Source organism: Arthrobacter sp. BI5 (assembly GCF_056680065.1).
On record NZ_CM155264.1, the window covers coordinates 2,415,862 to 2,430,119 of the forward strand.

A 14,258-nucleotide genomic window follows, 5' to 3' on the forward strand; every position below is an offset into this window, starting at 1 on the left:
TGTCCTTTCATGGCCGTGCCGTGATTTCCAGGGGACGCAACATGCCCCGGTGCGGGGTCTTGGCGAGCCCAGCCGGGTCCGGTTCGGCGCCAAGGAAAATGGCCGGCCAACGGGACTCCCCGGCGAGGGCGGCTTTACCGTCAACAATGGCGCGCTTCCCCTCCCTGGTGGGGACGTTCGCCCAGTAGTCGAAGATGCTGCCGATGTCGAGGGCGAACCCGCCGCGGGCCTTGATGACTGAGCAGTATTCCTTGCCGAGCAGCCCGGCGCCGACAAGGTAAAGGTGGCACGGGCCCTCCGGAGCGATCGATTCCATGATCCGCTCGTAAGCGTCCGGGTAGTGCTGTTCGCTCATGTCGTCGCCCTCAACCCGGTACTGCCGTTCGACCGGTATTAGGCGCTGGTTCGCTTTGATATGGGGGTAAGCATCCTTGAACTGGGCGAGGGTGTCACGCCCGGAGATAAGCGTCACCCGTTGCGCCACCCGCAGGAGGCGGTCAAGAACGCCGGCGCTCTGCAAGTAAATGTGCACGGCCTGATGGCATGCCGTCATCCACTCCAGCCCGGCGTGCTCGATGGTGTCCTCATAAACCAGGCAGAGGTCATTCGACTCATACGAATCGTGCATACCAACCAAGTCGGCGGAGTTTATGGCCTGGACCATGCCGGCTCTGATCGAACGCATCTCGTTATCCGCATAGACCCTGTCAGCCATCGCCCGGCACAGAACATGTTTCATGCGCTCCGGCGAAGTCTTCGGATAGCCGAGGACAGACAGCTCACCGTCACCGATGCGGACTAGGGAGAACGGCTGCTTTGCCGCCCATTTCGCCCTGATGAGCGGTTCGACTTCTTCAAGCCGGATGAAATTCACAACAGACATGCCCTGCATTTTAGCAGGGAACAACCCGGCGATTCCCCTGTGGAAGAATCAGGCCTAAACAGTGAAGAGGAGAAAATGCTGCAGGGTTACGTCGAGTCCATCTCTCCGGACAAGCTCACGATTAAGGGCTGGGTCCAGCTGGGGGAACACGACAAAGAGCCACGGCTCCAGCTGAACCGACATGGGGAAGAAACTGGGACCGCGGTGTTCGGCCCGGAACGTCCGGACGTTCGATCCGGACGCCGGATCGCCAATAAGGCGTTCACGCTCACATTGGACGAACCATTGGATGGCAAAGCCACCATCATGGAGACCCAGTGGGTCACGGCCACCGTGGACGGCGCCGTGTCCACAATTACCTTGACTCCTGGGGCGCAGATCCATCTCATCGCAGAGTTCGCAAAAGACTCGGTGACCAGAATCCCTCAGGCTCGGGAAGCCATACTGAATGCACTCCAAGTCAAAGAACGAAGTCTGTCCCATAACATTGATCAGGTCAGAAAAACGGCGCAAGAGGGCGACCTTTCTTATATCGCATTCCCTGTGGGGCTGAGGTCCAGTGACGATGTTGCCGAAATTGGGCGTGACGGGCACCTCTTCCTCACCGGAGGCAACAACGCCCTGCGCGACCAGTACAAGCGGCCCAAAGACGCCTCCGGGGTGGCTGCGCTGGAAGCAACTGCACGGCAATGGGTTTCCGGTTTTCAAAGCACCCATTCCAGGTTGAAAGACATGGGCATGCCCTTCGTTCAGGTAATCATCCCCGAGAAACTAACCGCGCTTCGTCACCTAGCGCCTTTCCCCGTCCAGGGGCCCACCCCGCTTTTTGCACGCATCAACCAACTCATGAGTGGGGCGGAGTACTACCTGAACGGCTTGGAGTTGTTCGACGGGTGGTCCAGTCGAATCAGCGGCTGGCAACGGAACGACACGCATTGCTCGCCGGCCGGGGCGTTGTCCATTGCTAGGGCCACGCTGAAGCTGCTGCCAGGATGTGACGCTTCGCTCCTTGATGGGGTGAAGCTGACCGGCGAGGCTTACCACGATGGCGATCTAGCCAACAAGTTCTTCGACATCCCTATATGGGACAGGCACCGCACACCGGCGCCAGGGACGCTCGGCGAACCCAGCATTGAGCTGACTTACAAACACGTTCCAGCGAACTTCGTCGGGTCGCGCTTTACGTGGACGAACAAAACAGCGCCCATTCACAAGACGGTCGTAGTCTTCGGAAACTCGTTCTTCGGAAGTGGCGTGGATCAGCCGGCGAAGATCGGCTGGTGGTTCGCTCGTCTATTCAGTGAGTACCACTTTGTGTGGGCCAACACGGTCGACATCGATTACGTAGCCCAGGTGCGGCCCGACCTCGTGGTGTCGCAAACCATTGAGCGATTCCTGGTGCGGGCACCCGAAGTCCCAGCCAGCGTCTAGACACGCGCCCAAACATCTCAGCACCCCTCACCGGGTGCTTTTTTGTTGCCCAAAAAACCCGTGGCCCGAACTGCACGTCCGGGGTCCACATGCATATCCAACACTCGCCCTAGGAGGCACGACCTTGCTCGAAGCCCTGCTCCGTCGCTGGCAACTCGATATCCGCAAAAGGCTGCACAAGCTTTGGCTTAATAACCAGGAGCCCTCCGCATGAGCCGCCCGAGAGTCAACGGCGCCCGTGGCGTGACGCTGCTCGGGTTCAGCCTCGTGTCGCTGGTGTTCGGGGTGGCGTTCAACAGTCCGGTGGCTGTGATCCCTCCGCCGCCGGCCGGGCTCGCCGGTCTGGACGGGTTCATACCGCTGCAATGGTGGGGCCTGGCCTGGTATGCCTCCGCGGTGCTGCTGCTGCTCGGCGCCTTCCGTCAGGACCAATCGAAGTCCATGACCCTATTCGCCGGGCTGCTCGCCGTGTGGACCATCTCCTACGGCAGTGCCGCGGCCACCACCAGCAACCCGCGCCTGCTGACCATCTTCATCCTGCAAGCGGTCATCTACGTCGCGCTGCTCGTGGCCTGCCTGGGTGTGGCCCGGCTGATCAACGCGCCGCCCGTGAACATTGAGGCTCTTCGGAAGAAGGTGCTGACCCACGAAGGAGAGCCTGGGGATGACGCCTGAAAGCGCCGAGCTACTCAAGACCGTCGTGACCGTCGCCGGCGGCATCGCCGCCGGCCTGTCCACCAGTTTCCTGGCGCGCCGGAGTCAAAAGGAATCGGCGCAGATCACCCTGCTCATGGGCCTCCTCGACCAGGTCCAGGAAGAGCGTGACTCATGGAAGAAAGACGCCAAGCAGGTACCCCTGTGGCGGCGGTACGCGCAGCGGCTCCGCGGCCAGATCTACAAGCTCGGCGGGGAACCGGCCGACGCCGACCACGAACTTGAACTCTAGGAGCGCAACATGCCGACGTTAGAGGCCCGCCTGAGCGACTGGATCCCGCAGGTTCAGGGCAAATATATCAACGAGGACTGGGAGCCCCGGGAACAGGGCTACGGCGCTCAGTGCTGGGACCTGCACGCCAACTGGGCCAAGTACCTCGGCCTGCCAGTCATCAACACCGGCGGCGAGGGGCGCTGGCCCGGCTGGGCCGGCAACATGGCCGATGCCTTCCCGCAGACGCCGGCGATCGCCACGGCCTACGAGAAGCTGCCACCATCCGCGACCGTGCAGGGCGGTGACACGTTGGTTTGGGGCGATAGCTACTGGTACTACCCGAAGACCCATGTCGCCATCGGCGTGCAGGACTTCGGCGCCCAAGTGCTTTGCGTGTCGCAGAACAGTACCGCGGCCCAGGACGGAAACCCTTACCCGCAGTGGACCACCGGGCCGACCACCATCCAACACCTGCCAAGGCAGGGGCTCATCGCAATCATCCGGCCGCGAACCGGGGGCGCTATCGCAGCGCAGGGCACCATTACCGAAGGAGAACTTACCGTGGCCGAAATTGACGACATCAACAAGAAGCTGGCGATCCTGCTGGACCGCACCAAGGACATCACCACGGACGCGGGCCCGGCCAGCATCCGGGATTTCATCGCGAAGGGGACCCGTGCCGCGCAGAAAGCCGCGGAACAGACCGCCCCGATCAATGTCACGGGCGGGCAGGAAGGCATCCGGGACTTCATTGCCAAGGGCACCCGTGCCGCGCAGAGCACGGCCGCGCAGATCGCCGGGCTGCAGGCGGCACTCAGCGCCGTCATCAAGGCCGGCGGCCCGGGCATCGACCTGGACGCCGTAACCGCGGCGGCGGAAGCAGGCGCGACGAAGGCCCTCGCCAACCTCGACCTCTCCGGCACCATCACCATCGGAGGCAAATAACATGGCCGATCACCTCGCAACCACCACACAGGCGGCGAACCCGAACCGGGCGGCGATGCGCACCGCGCTGCAGACCGCGCTGGCAGCGTTCCCCGGCTTGCTCATCATCGTGCCGCTCATCATCCAGGAGATTGTCAACGGCTTCGGCCAGGTACTCCCGGATGGGCTGCGACTCTGGTTGCTGGCCGCTGCGGCTGGCATCACCGCGCTGGCCGGCGTCCTGGCCCGCATCATGGCCATACCCGGAGTGATCGAGTGGACCCGGGCCTACCTGCCCTGGCTGGCACCCGACAAGACATAGCAGAAGCGCCCCACCCTTCACCGGGTGGGGCGCTTTTCTTCGTCCGGCTACGATGTCGGCATGGCATCGTTCACCCTCGACGGGACCAGTTACGAGTACCTTCTCCCGGACCCAGGTCACCTCGAGGAGACCAAATCGTGGGAGTACGGCAAGTACCCGAAGATCCTCGCCACGGTCGCGCTGGCCGGCGGCGGGACGATCGACGTCCACGCCCGCGCCGAGCGGTGGAACCCGTCCCACATCCTCGCGTCCTGGGAGGACGACGACCGGCGGCCGCACTGGGCTTGGGTCCCCGCCGGCAACGTCCGCCGCGTCAACGACTCCGAATGGGACATCTGGGAGTACCACCGTTGCCCCGAAAACCTGCGCCATGTCCGGTGGGGTGACCGGCTGCCCGGGGTCCTCCCGGCATAGCGATTATCATGGGCAATCGATGGGCAAAAGGGTCCGCCACAACGCGATTAAGTGCCATCTAATAGGCCCGAGAGGCAAGCTGAATTATCCGCAAAATCGCCAGTTTTGCCCCGGAAAACCGGCGAATATCGGCCAGGTAAGTGGATGGGTTGACCGATACGCCGGGTTCTGTGTTCCCGCGCTGTTACCGGCGCGGGAGTAGCGGCCATCCATCTACGGACGCCGTTGCCGACGCCCTCCAGCGGCCTACCCGGACACTCGGGCGGGCAGCCCTCAAACGTGTCCTGTCTGGCCTTGCTCCGGGTGGGGTTTACCTAGCCTTCCCGGTCACCCGGGAAGCTGGTGGTCTCTTACACCGCCGTTTCACCCTTACCTGCTCCCCGAGCCGTGCGGACACGGCCCTGGGCCAGGCGGTCTATTCTCTGTGGCACTGGCCTGCGGGTTACCCCGAGTGGGCGTTACCCACCACCCTGCCCTGCGGAGCCCGGACGTTCCTCGAGCCACTTGCGTGACGCGCGGCCGCCTGGTCAACCCATCCGCTGTTCATTCTACGGTCTCCCCCGGCAGCCGGGGCACGGGCGCCTTTTTACCGCGTCGGTGGGAGAATGAAAACAGTAACCCCGCCATGCAAGGAAGCGATTCGGATGGATTTTACCGCCGTCGTTATTTGGCTGATCGTCGCGGCCGCGCTCCTGATCGTGGCCCGCATGTCGATCCGGATTGTCCGCCAGTACGAGCAGGGTGTGTTGTTCCGCCTGGGCCGGGTGATCGGCGTCCGGATGCCCGGCCTGCGCTTCATCATCCCGGTGATCGACAGACTGCAGCTGGTCAGCCTGCGGATCGTGACCATGCCGATCCAGTCGCAGGGCATCATCACCCAGGACAACGTCAGTGTGGACATCTCCGCCGTGGCCTACTACCGGGTGATCGACGCCGTGAAGTCGGTCGTGGCGATCGAGAACGTGGCCGCCGCGATCAACCAGATCGCGCAGACCACTCTCCGGAAAGTTGTCGGCCGGCACAGCCTGGACCAGACGCTATCCGAGACGGAACACATCAACAGCGATATCCGCGAAATCCTCGACGCCCTCACACTGGAGTGGGGCGTCGAGGTCACCCTCGTGGAGCTCAAAGACATCCAGTTGCCGGAGAGCATGAAGCGGGCCATGGCTCGGCAGGCCGAGGCGGAGCGGGAAAAGCGGGCCAAGATCATCGCCGCCGAGGGTGAGGCGATCGCCGCCGCGGCGCTCGGCGAGGCGTCGGACACGATGATGGCCCACCCGCTGGCCCTGCAGCTGCGGAACCTGCAGTCCCTGGTGGAGATTGCGGTGGACAAGAACTCGACCGTCGTCTTCCCGGCGCCGCTGATGAGTACCATCGGCGAGCTGTCCGCCTTCCTGGCCCGTGAAACCAAGGCCGCTGCGGTCGAGTCCGCGCGTCCGGCGGCAAACCCGGCCCCGGTGGCACCACCGGCACCCATCCAGGCCGCGTAGACCGGCACCACGGCACTCCGGCCGGCCGGAACGCCCGCGGCCCGCCGGTAGGATCGTACGGTGCTGATTCTGCTGCCGCCCTCCGAAGGCAAAACCCCCGCGACCCGCGGCGACGCCGTCGACCCGGCGTCGCTGAGCTTTCCCGGCCTCAACGCCTACCGCGCGAAGGTCCTCGAGGCGCTCGGCACCGTCAGCGCCCACGAGGATGCCCTGGCGCTGCTCGGCGTCGGAGCCTCGCTGAAGTCCGACGTCGACCGGAACACCCGCCTGCACGCCGAGCCCGCCGCGCCCGCCCATCAGGTGTATTCCGGCGTGCTGTACGACGCCCTGGACTACCGTTCACTGACTCCGGCCCAGCGAAAGAAGGCCGACGCGTCCGTGCTGGTGATCTCCGCGCTCTGGGGTGCAATCCGGTTCGCGGACCGGGTGCCGGCGTACCGGTTGTCGATGGGTACGGCCCTGCCCGACGTCGGACGGCTGGCCTCCTTCTGGAAACCGCAATTAACAGAGGCCCTGGCTGCCGAAACGGCAGGCGAACTGCTGGTTGATTGCCGCTCCAGCACCTACGCCGCGGCGTGGGCCCCGCCGCCGGAACAGACCGTGGCCGTGAACGTCTTCACCGAGGTCAACGGGGTCCGCAAGGTGGTGAGCCACTTCGCCAAGCACACCCGCGGCGAGCTGGCCCGGCACCTGCTGACCCGGCGCGGCAAGGCCCCGCAGACCCCGGCGCAGCTACGGCAGGCCGCCGCGGAGAAGTGGGCCGCGGAGCTGGTCGAGGGCACGGCGCGGAAGCCGCACACCCTCAACCTCCTCCTGCCCAGCTAGCTGGCAGTCCGGCTGGCTAGGCCCACTCGGCGGAGCGGACCAGGATGCAGCCGGAGTCGGGGCAAAAGACGATGTCGTCCTCGGCGGCGGCCTTGATCTCGGCGAGGTCGCCGGGGCTCAGCTGCATCCCGGAACCCTCGGAGGTGCCGTGGAAGAGCCGGGCCGCGCCGACGCCGCGCTTGGCAAGCGTCTTCTCGTAAACGGCGAGCATGCCCGCGTCCAGTCCCTCGGCGAACTCGGCACGCTGGCCGCGCACCACGGTCATCTCGGCGGCCACTTCGGCCAGCTGCTCGTCCAGTTCGGCGCGGATGGTGCCGAAGGAGCCCTGGATGTCATCAACGATCTGCTGCTGCGTGGCCTGGCGCAGGCGCAGCGAGTCCAGCCGTTCCAGCACCTCGAGCTCCACGTCCTCCAGGTCCGAACGGCGCTTGTTCAGGGACGCGATGTCACGCTGCAGGGCCACGAGGTCCTTGGACAGACCGGTGCCGCTGTTGAGCTTTGCCTCGTCGCGTTCGATCCTGGAGGCGACCTGCTCGACGTCGGCCTCGGCGCGTTTGAGTTCGAGCTCGGCGTCGTGCACCGCCACCTTCGCGGCACCCAGTTCGCCGTTGGCGACGCTGAGGGCAGCCTCCAGGTCGGTGATCCGGGAATCGCTTTCAAGGCTGCGGCGGCGGTTGGACAGGGACTTGAGCCTGGCATCGAGTCCCTGCAATTCGAGCAACTTCAACTGTTCCGCCGGTGCTGCCTTGGCCACTATTTCCTCCGCTTGTTCACTTACCGGCCGAGGCCGGGCGCCCTACCGGCGCTCCCTAGACTCTAGCGCCTAGCGTGCTCCCCGGCCTCGCTACGCTCACCCGGGGCCCCTCGCACGCGAGGCTTAGCCCGGAGTCAGAATGAAGTCCCAGGGGTCGCTGTTGGTGCTGCTGACCCGGATCTCGATGTCGTGCCCCTGGTCGGTCAGCACATTCCCCAGGGCCTCGGCGGCCGCCGGCAGCCACAACCACTCGCTGGCGAAGTGCGAGACGTCGATCAGGTAGGGCCGGTCATTGACGGCGGCCTCGCGCGCCTCCGACGCCGGATGGTGGCGCAGGTCCGCGGTGAGGTAGACGTCGGCGTTGCTCGCGCGGACCTCGTTGAAGAGGGAATCTCCGGCGCCGCCGCACAGCGCCACCCGGCGCACCAAGCCGTCCCGGTCGCCGGACACCCGGACACCGCCGGCAACGGAGGGCAGGATGCCGAATACGCGCGCGGCGAAGTCACCCAGCGTCTGAACGTCGGCGAGGTCGCCGACCCGGCCGATGCCCTCCTCCGGAAGGCCGTTCGCGGCCGGCGTCAGCGGCACCACGTCCTGCAGGCCCAGCGCGTCGGCCAGCACATCGGAAACGCCGCCGACGGCGGAATCACCGTTGGTGTGGACCGTCAGTAGGGCGGTCCCGGACTCGATCAGCCGGTGCACGGCCTTGCCCTTGGGGGTGTTGGCCGCGACGGAGGTGACGCCCTTCAGCAGCAGGGGGTGGTGGGTGATGAGCAGTTGGGCGCCCCAGTCGACGGCTTCCTCGATGACTTCGAGGGTGGGGTCTACGGCGAAGAGGATCCTGTTCACCTCGGCGGACGGGTGCCCCGCCACGAGGCCCACCTCGTCCCACTCCTCCGCCAGCGATTCGGGCCAGAGTTCCTCGACGGCCAGCAGGATCATGCCGAGCGTGGCGGCTTTGCCGGGGCCTGCAGCTTCGGCGGGCTGTCCTGAAACGTCGGTGTTCTCAGCTTCCATACCCTTATTTTTACCCTATCCGCGAGCCCGGCCACCGTGCCGGGAGTCCCGGATGCGCGTTGAATCCCGGGTTCGGGAATGATCCGGGGCGTTCGTCCATTGAACAGGACATGAGAACTTTCGTCCTCGGCGGGGGCTGCTTTTGGTGCCTCGACGCCGTCTACCAGAAGACCAAAGGTGTCAGCTCGGTCGTTTCGGGCTACACCGGCGGCCATGACCGCAACCCCGACTACTACTCCGTGTGCTCCGGGACCACCGGGCACGCCGAGGTGGTGGCGGTGACGTTCGACGAGGAGGTAATCCCGGCCGAAGTCATCCTGGACATGTTCTTCGCCCTGCACGATCCCACCACGCTGAACCGCCAGGGCTACGACGTCGGCACCCAGTACCGCTCTTCGATGTTCTACGAGACCACCGAAGAAAAGATGCTCTTCGAGGAAGCGATCGACCGGAACCAGGAGTTGTGGGCGCAGCCGATCGTCACGGAGGTGAGCCGGCTGCCGGTCTTCCACGTGGCCGAGGATTTCCACCAGGACTACTACGCGAAATACCCCGAACAGGGCTACTGCCAGGTGATCATCAACCCGAAGCTGGCGAAGGCCAGGAAATATTACTCTGCATGGCTTAATGCTTAGCTAGGCCCTGAGCGCCATCGTTAGGCTGACCTTAGAATTCCCTCTTCACAGATAGGCACATATACCCATGGCACGGATCTATGACGATGTTACCCAGCTGGTCGGCGGCACGCCGCTGGTCCGCCTCAACCGGCTGAGCGAAGGCCTGGACGCCACGGTGGCGGTCAAGCTGGAGTTCTACAATCCGGCCAACAGCGTCAAGGACCGGATCGGCGTGGCCATCATCGATGCCGCGGAGAAGTCCGGTGCGCTCAAGCCCGGCGGTACCATCGTCGAGGGAACCTCGGGCAACACCGGCATCGCACTGGCCATGGTCGGCGCCGCCCGCGGTTACAAGGTCATCCTCACCATGCCGGAGACCATGTCCACGGAACGCCGCGTAATGCTCCGCGCCTACGGTGCAGAAATCGTGCTGACCCCCGGATCCGAGGGCATGCGCGGCGCCGTGGAGAAGGCCCAGGAGATCGTCGCCAACACGGAGAATTCCATCTGGGCCCAGCAGTTCGCCAACGAGGCCAACCCCGAGGTGCACCGCCGGACCACGGCCGAGGAAATCTGGACCGACACCGACGGGAAGGTGGACATCTTCGTCGCCGGCGTCGGCACCGGCGGAACCGTCACCGGCGTCGGCCAGGTCCTCAAGGAGCGCAAGCCCGACGTGCAGATCGTCGCCGTCGAGCCCAAGGACTCCGCCATCCTCAACGGCGGCAACGCCGGCCCGCACAAGATCCAGGGCCTCGGCGCCAACTTCGTGCCGGAGATCCTGGACACCAACGTCTACGACGAGGTCCTCGACGCTACTCTGGAGGACTCGGTCCGCGTGGCACGCGATCTCGGCGTGAAGGAAGGCATTCTCGGCGGCATCTCCTCCGGCGCGATCGTCTGGGCGGCCCTGGAGCTCGCCAAGCGGCCGGAGAACGCCGGTAAGCTGATTGTTGCCATCGTCTGCGACTTCGGGGAGCGCTACATCTCCACCGTGCTGTACGACGACATCCGCGGCTGATTCCGGCCCGCCACAATTTCGTAGAAAGGTCTTTGTGAGCTTCTTCGCAAGGCTGAAGGAAGACCTCGACGCCGCCCGGTCCCACGACCCGGCGGCGCGGGGTTCTTTCGAAAACTTCTTTGCCTACTCCGGCCTGCACGCGATCTGGGCGCACCGCCTGACGCACCGGCTGTGGCAGAACCCCTCGCTGCGCTTTCCGGCGCGGCTGATCTCCCAGCTGGCCCGTTTCCTGACCGGCATCGAGATCCACCCCGGCGCCACGATCGGCCGCCGCTTCTTCATTGACCACGGCATGGGCGTGGTGATCGGCGAGACCGCCGAGATCGGCGAGGACGTCATGATCTACCACGGCGTCACGCTGGGCGGCCGTTCGCTCGCCAAGATCAAGCGGCACCCCACCATCGAGGACCGTGTGGTCATCGGCGCCGGCGCCAAGGTCCTGGGCCCCATTACCATCGGCCGGGACAGCGCCATCGGCGCCAACGCCGTCGTGGTCAAGGACGCCCCGGCCGAGTCGATCCTGACCGGCGTGCCGGCCACCTGGCGGCACCGCGACGCCCAGCGCGAGACCAAGCCCGCCGTCGACCCGGCCGAGTACCTGATCGAATACCGGATCTAAGGCACGCAGTTATAAGACAGCGGCCGGCGCCCCCAAAGCGGGGGCGCCGGCCGCTGTCGCTTAACCGGGCGGGACTAGTGCGTGTCCACCGCGGCGATTTCGGACTTGTCCTCGCCCCAGAGGGTGTGGAAGGTGCCCTCAGTGTCGACGCGGCCGTAGGTGTGCGCACCGAAGAGGTCACGCTGGCCCTGGATCACGGCGGCCGGCAGGCGCTTGCGGCGCAGTCCGTCGTAGTAGGCCAGCGAGGAGGAGAACACGGGCACCGGGATGCCGAGCTGCACGGCGGTGGCCACCACGCGGCGCCAGGCCGGGAGGACTTCGGCGATCGCCTTGGTGAAGGCCGGGGCGAACAGCAGGTTGGCCGGCTTCTCCTCCGCGGCGTAGGCCTTGGTGATTTCCTTGAGCAGTTCGGCGCGGATGATGCAGCCGCCACGCCACAGGGAAGCGATCTCGTCCAGCTTGAGGTCCCAGCCGTATTCCTTGGCGGCGGAGGTGAGCATGTCCAGGCCCTGCGCGTAGGAGACCAGCTTGGACGCGTACAGCGCCTGCCGGACGTCCTCGACAAAGGTTTCGGGGACCTCGACGGCGGCCTCGCCACCGGTGAGCAGCTCCTGGGCCAGCTTGCGCTGCTCCGCCTGGGAGGACAGCGCCCGCGCGAACACTGATTCGGCGATGCCCGAGGTCGGGGAACCCAGTTCGAGGGCGGAGATGACCGTCCAGCGGCCGGTGCCCTTCTGGCCGGCGGCATCCACGACGACGTCGACAAACGGCTTGCCGGTTTTGGCGTCAACGTGGCCGAGGACCTCGGCGGAGATCTCGATCAGGAAGGAGGCCAGCTCGCCCTTGTTCCATTCGGCGAAGATTTTGGACTGCTCGGCCGGCTCGATGCCGGCGCCGGAGCGCAGCAGGTCGAAGGCCTCGCCGATGACCTGCATGTCGGCGTATTCGATGCCGTTGTGCACCATCTTGACGAAGTGGCCGGCGCCGTCGGTGCCGATCCAGGCACAGCAGGGCTGGCCGTCGACGTGCGCGGCGATCTTTTCCAGCAGCGGGCCGAGTGCCTTGTAGGACTCCTTGGAACCGCCGGGCATGATCGAGGGGCCGTTGAGGGCCCCTTCCTCGCCGCCGGAGACGCCGATGCCGACGAAGTGCAGGTCCTTTTTGGCGAGGGCGGCTTCGCGGCGGCGGGTGTCCTCGTAGTGCGAGTTGCCGGCGTCGATGATGATGTCGCCGGGCTCCAGCAGCGGTTCGAGCTGCTCAATCACGGAGTCCACCGGCTTGCCGGCCTTGACCATGATCAGCACGCGGCGCGGCTTCTCCAGCGAGTCAACGAGTTCCTGCAGCGTCTCCGTGCGGACGAAGTCGCCGTCCTGGCCGTGCTTTTCGAGGAGCGCGTCGGTTTTCTCCACGGACCGGTTGTGCAGGGCAACGGTGAAGCCGTTACGGGCCAGGTTCCGGGCCAGGTTGGCCCCCATCACCGCGAGGCCGGTGACACCGATGTGTGCTGACATCAAAACTCCAATTCATTCTGTGCATCGAGTGCAATTCGTTCCGCACTTGCTGCGGAACACGCTTCTTGGGATCAGTGGCTGTCAATAAACCATATGTATTTCCGCGGCCTGCCGGAAAGCAGCGCCCACGTGAAGGAATACGGCGCGTCACAAACAGTCTATGATTTTCGCCGGCCACTGTGCTGGCAGCCGCGGGGATCCCGGTTGGCGCCACTATGCTTACGACTATGTCGACCAGCCTCCATCACCGCGCCATCGAGCATCTGGGAGCCCGCATCGTCGCCGGCGACCTCCCCGCAGGCCACGTCATGCTGGCCGAGCACCTCGAGGACGAGCTGAAAGTCTCCCGCTCGGTGGTCCGCGAGGCGGTCCGCGTCCTGCAGTCCCTGGGGCTGGTGGAGACTATCAAACGCGTCGGCATCCGGGTGCTGCCTGCCAGCCGCTGGAACCCCTTCGACCCGCTCGTGATCCGCTGGCGCCTGGCCGGCGAAGGCCGCGGCGCCCAGCTGCGATCCCTGGCCGAGCTGCGCACGGCGGTGGAACCGGTGGCGGCCGAACTGGCCGCCGGCAACGCCCCGGACGAGCTCCGCGGCGAACTCGTGGAAATCTCGCACGCCATGCGGGAGGCCGGCGTGGCCGGCGACGTGCCGCGGTTCCTGGACCTGGACATCCGCTTCCATTCCCTGCTGCTGGCCGGCTCGGGCAACGAGATGTTCGCCAACATGGTGGGCCAAGTGGCCGAGACCCTGACCGGACGCACGGTGCACGGCCTGATGCCGGACCATCCGCGCGCCTCCGCGCTGCAGTGGCACGTGGACGTGGCGGAGGCAATTGCGGCCGGCAACGGCGCGGCCGCCCGCGAGGCCTCCAACAAGATCATGCGCGAGACGATCGCCGACATGGAACCCAGCTGGAAAGACCAGCCACGCGTCTTCGTTCCGGTCCAGCGCCACTAGGGCTGCCGCGCCGGCGGCCATCCCCCGATTTAGTCCCGACGATGGCCAAATTCAACCGCTAGGCGTTTCACATTTGGACGCATTCACGGTATATTTCTTACAAGCCTTCCACCGCGGCATCCCCCAATAGTCGCGGTGGAAGGCTTTTCCATTGCCAGCAGGCTTTTCCATGTGGTCTTCACGCGGCGTCCGCCACTGCTTCCCGGAGCCGCCAGCCCCCGCCCAGGCCGTCCCGGATGATTTCCATGGTGGTCAGGGCCGATCCGGGGTTCCGGCCCAGCCGGGCTTGGACCTGCCACACCTCGACGTCGACCCGGCTCAGGCCCTTGGGCATCCGGCGCTCGGCCTCCCACCAGCTCACCCGTTCAAACCAGCGCACCGGCTCCGCGCCGACCACCCATTCGCGGCCACCGCGGACCACCGCCAGGGGGTGCCCGTCCGGGCCGGTCTTCACCATCACATGTTCCATGCCCGGAACTGTACGGACGGGCACCGACATTCTGGGCGGCCGTGAGGCCTTAGCAAGGCGCAGCAAAAAACCCC

At 65.6% G+C, this 14,258-nt stretch carries 17 protein-coding genes and 1 other RNA gene; 12 read left to right on the forward strand and 6 right to left on the reverse strand.

Features of this window, described 5'->3' with window-relative positions; all coding sequences use genetic code 11:
- Nucleotides 1-7 precede the first annotated feature (7 nt).
- A complete protein-coding gene (locus AC1MED_RS11085; protein WP_479783336.1) occupies nt 8-883 on the reverse strand; it encodes a GT-D fold domain-containing protein in 876 nt (291 codons plus the stop codon).
- Nucleotides 884-922: 39 nt separating this feature from the next.
- Between AC1MED_RS11085 and AC1MED_RS11090 the strand changes: the two genes are divergently transcribed.
- The 6 genes from AC1MED_RS11090 to AC1MED_RS11115 all read left to right on the forward strand — a co-directional run bounded on the left by AC1MED_RS11090 (nt 923) and on the right by AC1MED_RS11115 (nt 4,902).
- Complete coding sequence (locus AC1MED_RS11090) at nt 923-2,314, forward strand: alginate O-acetyltransferase AlgX-related protein (protein WP_479783337.1); 1,392 nt, start codon at nt 923-925, stop codon at nt 2,312-2,314.
- Between the two features lie 210 nt (nt 2,315-2,524).
- Nucleotides 2,525-2,989 (forward strand): hypothetical protein, encoded by a 465-nt coding sequence (locus AC1MED_RS11095; RefSeq protein WP_479783338.1) that lies wholly within the window; start codon nt 2,525-2,527, stop codon nt 2,987-2,989.
- Nucleotides 2,979-3,260: a hypothetical protein gene (locus tag AC1MED_RS11100; RefSeq protein WP_479783339.1), complete on the forward strand. Its 282-nt coding sequence runs from the start codon at nt 2,979-2,981 to the stop codon at nt 3,258-3,260. Before AC1MED_RS11095 ends, AC1MED_RS11100 begins: the two co-directional genes overlap by 11 nt.
- A 9-nt stretch (nt 3,261-3,269) precedes the next feature.
- Entirely contained in the window at nt 3,270-4,187 is a 918-nt protein-coding gene (locus tag AC1MED_RS11105; RefSeq protein ID WP_479783340.1) for a hypothetical protein, read from the forward strand.
- Between the two features lies 1 nt (nt 4,188).
- The gene (locus tag AC1MED_RS11110; protein ID WP_479783341.1) at nt 4,189-4,488 is read left to right on the forward strand and encodes a hypothetical protein; all 300 of its coding nucleotides are present in this window, start codon (nt 4,189-4,191) and stop codon (nt 4,486-4,488) included.
- A gap of 60 nt (nt 4,489-4,548) precedes the next feature.
- Entirely contained in the window at nt 4,549-4,902 is a 354-nt protein-coding gene (locus tag AC1MED_RS11115) for a hypothetical protein (RefSeq protein ID WP_479783342.1), read from the forward strand.
- Between the two features lie 141 nt (nt 4,903-5,043).
- Here the strand turns inward: AC1MED_RS11115 and rnpB are convergent.
- Nucleotides 5,044-5,437, reverse strand: an RNA gene (gene rnpB, locus AC1MED_RS11120) — RNase P RNA component class A.
- Nucleotides 5,438-5,546: 109 nt separating this feature from the next.
- Here rnpB and AC1MED_RS11125 point away from each other — a divergent pair.
- Together AC1MED_RS11125 and AC1MED_RS11130 are read left to right on the forward strand one after the other, a co-directional pair.
- Entirely contained in the window at nt 5,547-6,395 is an 849-nt protein-coding gene (locus AC1MED_RS11125) for an SPFH domain-containing protein (RefSeq protein WP_346960818.1), read from the forward strand.
- A gap of 60 nt (nt 6,396-6,455) precedes the next feature.
- Nucleotides 6,456-7,220 carry a YaaA family protein gene (locus tag AC1MED_RS11130; RefSeq protein ID WP_479783343.1) on the forward strand — a complete coding sequence of 255 codons (765 nt, stop codon included), beginning with the start codon at nt 6,456-6,458 and terminating at the stop codon, nt 7,218-7,220.
- Nucleotides 7,221-7,236: 16 nt separating this feature from the next.
- Here the strand turns inward: AC1MED_RS11130 and AC1MED_RS11135 are convergent, their stop codons facing one another.
- Both AC1MED_RS11135 and AC1MED_RS11140 read right to left on the reverse strand, forming a co-directional pair.
- Nucleotides 7,237-7,974: a zinc ribbon domain-containing protein gene (locus tag AC1MED_RS11135; protein ID WP_479783344.1), complete on the reverse strand. Its 738-nt coding sequence runs from the start codon at nt 7,972-7,974 to the stop codon at nt 7,237-7,239.
- Between the two features lie 123 nt (nt 7,975-8,097).
- Nucleotides 8,098-8,991: a Nif3-like dinuclear metal center hexameric protein gene (locus AC1MED_RS11140; RefSeq protein WP_479783345.1), complete on the reverse strand. Its 894-nt coding sequence runs from the start codon at nt 8,989-8,991 to the stop codon at nt 8,098-8,100.
- 110 nt (nt 8,992-9,101) lie between these two features.
- Between AC1MED_RS11140 and msrA the strand changes: the two genes are divergently transcribed.
- The 3 genes from msrA (at nt 9,102) to epsC (ending at nt 11,248) form a co-directional block, all read left to right on the forward strand.
- Nucleotides 9,102-9,626 (forward strand): peptide-methionine (S)-S-oxide reductase MsrA, encoded by a 525-nt coding sequence (gene msrA / locus AC1MED_RS11145; protein WP_479783346.1) that lies wholly within the window; start codon nt 9,102-9,104, stop codon nt 9,624-9,626.
- A gap of 67 nt (nt 9,627-9,693) precedes the next feature.
- Nucleotides 9,694-10,629: a cysteine synthase A gene (cysK, locus tag AC1MED_RS11150; RefSeq protein ID WP_479783347.1), complete on the forward strand. Its 936-nt coding sequence runs from the start codon at nt 9,694-9,696 to the stop codon at nt 10,627-10,629.
- 34 nt (nt 10,630-10,663) lie between these two features.
- A complete protein-coding gene (gene epsC / locus AC1MED_RS11155; RefSeq protein WP_138769044.1) occupies nt 10,664-11,248 on the forward strand; it encodes a serine O-acetyltransferase EpsC in 585 nt (194 codons plus the stop codon).
- A gap of 74 nt (nt 11,249-11,322) precedes the next feature.
- Here the strand turns inward: epsC and gndA are convergent, their stop codons facing one another.
- A complete protein-coding gene (gene gndA / locus AC1MED_RS11160; RefSeq protein WP_479783348.1) occupies nt 11,323-12,759 on the reverse strand; it encodes an NADP-dependent phosphogluconate dehydrogenase in 1,437 nt (478 codons plus the stop codon).
- 227 nt (nt 12,760-12,986) lie between these two features.
- Here gndA and AC1MED_RS11165 point away from each other — a divergent pair, with 227 nt between their 5' ends.
- The gene (locus AC1MED_RS11165; protein WP_479783349.1) at nt 12,987-13,715 is read left to right on the forward strand and encodes a FadR/GntR family transcriptional regulator; all 729 of its coding nucleotides are present in this window, start codon (nt 12,987-12,989) and stop codon (nt 13,713-13,715) included.
- A 178-nt stretch (nt 13,716-13,893) separates the two neighbouring features.
- Here AC1MED_RS11165 and AC1MED_RS11170 read toward each other — a convergent pair whose 3' ends face one another.
- On the reverse strand, nt 13,894-14,184 hold the full coding sequence (locus AC1MED_RS11170) for a hypothetical protein (protein WP_479783350.1): 291 nt from the start codon (nt 14,182-14,184) through the stop codon (nt 13,894-13,896).
- Between the last annotated feature and the right edge of the window lie 74 nt (nt 14,185-14,258).